The sequence below is a fragment of the Rhodococcus sp. CH91 genome (genome assembly GCF_022554085.1).
Classification (GTDB): domain Bacteria; phylum Actinomycetota; class Actinomycetes; order Mycobacteriales; family Mycobacteriaceae; genus Rhodococcus.
Genome location: NZ_JAKFYR010000026.1, coordinates 1 through 2,547, shown reverse-complemented (window position 1 = coordinate 2,547; position 2,547 = coordinate 1). Strand labels below are relative to the sequence as shown.

Here is a 2,547-nt window from a genome sequence, read left to right as displayed (position 1 = left end):
GGTATGTCGGCGACGTTGACGTATGCGGTGGATTTGTTCGACGAGGCGACGGTGCGTGGGTTCGCGGAGCGGTATGTGCGGATTCTGGCTGCGGTGGTGTCGGATTCTCGGGTTCCGGTGGGGGATCTGGAGATTCTGGATTCGGTCGAGCGTGAGTTGGTGGTGGATCGGTGGCCGGGTCGCGGTGTGGGTGCCGTGGGTGCGGTCACGTTGGTGGAGTTGTTCGACGAGCGGGTTGCTGTTGCCGGTGATGCGACGGCGGTGGTGTTCGGTGACGAGCGGGTGTCGTATGCGGAGTTGGCGGCGCGGTCGCGTCGTCTGGCGCGGCATCTGATCGATGTGGGGGTCGGGCCGGAGTCGTTGGTCGGGGTGGCGTTGCCTCGGTCGGTGGATCTGGTGGTGGCGTTGCTGGCGGTGGTGCAGGCCGGTGGTGCGTACGTGCCGTTGGATCCGTCGTATCCGGCTGATCGGTTGGCGTATGTGGTGGAGGATTCGGCTCCGACGTGTGTGGTGTCGTGGTCGGGTCGTGAGGTCGATTTCGGTGCCGGGGTGCGGGTCGTCGAGGTCGATCGGGTGGATCTGGGGCAGGTGTCCTCGGATGTGATCGTCGCGTCGGAGCGGCGTGGGGCGTTGGTGCCGGAGTCGGTGGCGTATGTGATCTATACGTCGGGTTCGACGGGCCGGCCGAAGGGTGTGTTGGTTCCGCATCGGAATGTGGTGCGGTTGTTGGCCGATACCGAGTCGGTGTACGGGTTCGGCGGCGATGATGTGTGGACGATGTTCCATTCGTATGCCTTCGACTTCTCGGTGTGGGAGTTGTGGGGGGCGTTGCTCTACGGCGGGACGTTGGTGGTGGTCGATTACTTCACGTCGCGGTCGCCGCAGCAGTTCTTGGAGTTGCTCGAGCGGGAGCGGGTGACGGTGCTGAATCAGACGCCGTCGGCGTTCTATCAGTTGGCGGAGGTGGATCGGACCGCGGCGGCGGCGCCGGAGTTGGCGTTGCGGTATGTGATCTTCGGTGGTGAGGCGTTGGAGTTGCGGCGTCTGCTGCCGTGGTTCGAGCGTCGTGGTGATCGTGTTCCGCAGTTGGTGAACATGTATGGCATCACCGAGACGACGGTGCATGTGTCGCATCGTCGTATCGATGAGGTGACGGCGCGTACTGCGGTCGGAAGTGTTGTCGGTGAGGCGATTTCCGGTTTGCGGGTGTTCGTGCTGGATCGTCGTCTGCGTCCGGTGCCGGCGGGGGTGGCCGGGGAGTTGTATGTCGCCGGTGGGCAGTTGGCACGGGGTTATCACGGTCGTCCGTCGTTGACGGCGGCGCGGTTCGTGGCCGATCCGTTCGCTGCCGACGGTTCGTTGTTGTATCGCACCGGTGATGTGGCGCGGTGGGATCGCCGCGGGGAGCTCGAGTATCTGGGGCGTGCCGATGATCAGGTGAAGGTGCGCGGTTTCCGGATCGAGCTCGGTGAGATCGAGGCGGCGGTGCTGGCGGACGGGTCGGTGGCGCAGGTGGCCGTGGTGGTGCGTGAGGACACCCCGGGTGATCAGCGGATCGTGGCCTATGTGGTCGCTGCCGAGGGTGTGGATGTGGATCCGGAGGGTCTGCGTGCGCATGTGTCCGAGCAGTTGCCCGATTACATGGTGCCGTCGGCGTTCGTGGTGTTGACGGAGATTCCGTTGACGGTCAACGGCAAGTTGGATCGTCGGGCGTTGCCGGCTCCGGTGTTCGCTGTTCGGGAGTTCCGGGCGCCGGTGACGCCGGTCGAGGAGATCGTCGCGCAGGTGTTCGGGGATGTGCTCGAGGTGGCTCGGGTCGGTGTGGACGACGACTTCTTCGAGCTCGGTGGTAACTCGTTGCTGGCGACGAAGGTGGTGGCGCGGATCGGTGCTGCCCTCGATACCGATGTGCCGGTGCGGATGTTCTTCGAGGCGTCGACGGTGGGGTCGTTGGCGGCGGCGCTCGAATCGCAGGTCGGTAGCGGTGCCCGGGCGGCGTTGGTGGCCCAGCAGCGGCCCGAGCATGTGCCGTTGTCGTTGGCGCAGACGCGGATGTGGTTCCTGAACCGGTTCGATACCGAGTCGACGGCGTACAACATTCCGATGGCTCTGCGGTTGCGGGGGCAGGTCGATGTCGCGGTGCTCGCCGAGGCGGTCGGTGATGTCTTCGCCCGGCACGAGTCGTTGCGGACGGTGTATCCGGAGACGGTGGACGGTCCGGCGCAGCGGATTCTGCCGGTGCCGTCGGTGTCGTTGGAGGCGGTGACCGTTTCGGTCGAGGAGCTCGAGCGGAAACTGGTCGAGTTGGTGACCACTCGTTTCGATGTGACCTCGCAGATTCCGGTGCGGCTGGAGTTGTTCCGGTTGGCCGAGGGTGAGTTCGTGCTCGGTGCGGTGGTGCATCACATCAGTGCCGACGGTTCGTCGATGGTGCCGTTCGCCCGGGATCTGATGCTCGCCTACACCGCGCGTTCTGCCGGTGCGGCGCCGGCCTGGGAACCGTTGGCGGTGCAGTACGCCGATTACGCCCTGTGGCAGCGGCGTGTG

1 protein-coding gene is annotated in these 2,547 nt (G+C 65.4%); it reads left to right on the top strand.

The genetic code is table 11. The features are described 5' to 3' along the window. Positions 1–27: 27 nt before the first annotated feature. Positions 28–2,547 (top strand): amino acid adenylation domain-containing protein (locus MOM01_RS22910; RefSeq protein WP_308197036.1); only part of this gene is annotated, 2,520 nt, incomplete at its 3' end.